Raw genomic sequence first — 1582 nt, forward strand, 5'->3', positions numbered from 1 at the left:
CGGTAGGACGCTGCGGGGCTGGGGGCCGGGAGCCGGGGCCGGGAGCCGGGGGCCGGAGGCTGCGGAGCGGGGGCTGGGGGCCGCGACGGGAGCGAAGCGGCCTCGGACCCCCGCAGCGTCTCCCCGCCGACACCGGCTCGGAGACACCCGGGCCTCCCCGCCGGCACCAGGTCGGAGGGCACGCGGAGCGCCCCGGCCAGCCCGGGTCGGGATACGCGGAGTCTCTCCGGCCCGGTGCCGCCGGGTCAGCGCGTCTCGGTGACCTTCGCCAGGGAGCGAGGCGCGTCCGGGTCCTGCCCCCGCGCGAGCGTGACCTCGTAGGCGAGCCTCTGGAGAGGGAGGATTTCCAGGATGGGCTGAAGCTCCTCCGCCACGCCGTCCGTCGGCAGCGCGAAGCCGGCCGCCGCCCGCCCCACCTCGGCGTGGCTGCCGATGACCACCAGATCCGCACCCCGGTCCCGCAACCGCTCCAGCACCGGCCGCAGCGCCTGCCCGCCCCTGCCGTCGGTGACGATCGCGATGACGGGAGAGATGTTGTCGACCATGGCGAGCGGGCCGTGCAGCAGGTCCGCTCCGGAGTACGAGAGGGCAGGGATGTAACTGGTTTCCATGAGCTTCAGGGCGGCTTCCTTGGCCGTCGGATAGCCGTAACCACGGGAGGTGAGCACCATGCGTTCCGCGAACCGGTAGCGGGCGGCGAGAGCTCTGACCTCGTCGTGACGGGCGAGGACGGACGCGGCGAGGTCCGGCAGCGCCTTCGCGGCCAGGTCACCCGCGACCAGGTCGCCCGGCACGCGCAGGCCGGGACGTCCCCCGCCGGCGCGCAGGTCCTCGACGAAGAGGTAGAGGGCGAGGAGTTCGGCCGTGTACGTCTTCGTGGCGGGCAGGGCGCGCTCCGGACCGGCCAGCACGTCGATGTGGAACTCGCTGACCCCGGCGAGCGCCGACTCCGCGTTGTTGGTCACCGCGAGCGTGATCGCACCGGCCTCGCGGGCGGCCCGCGTGGATGCGACGAGGTCGGGTGAGCCGCCGGACTGGCTGACCGTGATGACGAGGCAGTCCCGGAGGTCGGGGCGCGCGCCGTAGGCGGTGGTCGTGGACATGGAGGTGAGACCGCAGGGCTTGCCGAGCCGCACTTCGAAGAGGTACTTGGCGTACAGGGCCGCGTTGTCCGACGTACCGCGCGCGGTGAGCAGGACGAACCGCGGTCGGCGGACGGCGATCTGCTCGGCGACCGTACGGATGCGGGGTGCGCCCTCGGCGAGGATGCGGCGCAGTACGTCGGGCTGCTCGGCCATCTCGGCTGCCATGAACCGCCCCGGACGCTCGTCCCCCACGCTGCGCGGCGTGGCGGCACCGGCCGCCGAAGCGGGGGCCTGCGCCGCGGACGTGTCGTTCGCTGTGCGATTCGCGTCGCCGGACATGTGGCCGCCTCCCGCTGGGTGTGCGTCCCCGGGTACCCGTCCCGCGGCGGCACCGTACACGCGGCCGCGACGGCGCGCCATCCACGCTGCGGCCCGGCCTCCAGCCCCCGGACCCAGCCCCAGCCCCAGCCCCAGCCCCCCTGGTCACCACTCGCCAC

1 protein-coding gene is annotated in these 1582 nt (G+C 74.7%); it reads right to left on the reverse strand.

What is annotated here, in order from left to right; translation table 11 throughout:
- Nucleotides 1–245: 245 nt before the first annotated feature.
- Nucleotides 246–1310 (reverse strand): SIS domain-containing protein, encoded by a 1065-nt coding sequence (locus IH45_RS0142565; protein ID WP_050515592.1) that lies wholly within the window; start codon nucleotides 1308–1310, stop codon nucleotides 246–248.
- Nucleotides 1311–1582 lie beyond the last annotated feature (272 nt).

The organism is Streptomyces rimosus subsp. rimosus (assembly GCF_000720725.1).
GTDB classification, from domain to species: domain Bacteria; phylum Actinomycetota; class Actinomycetes; order Streptomycetales; family Streptomycetaceae; genus Streptomyces; species Streptomyces rimosus_A.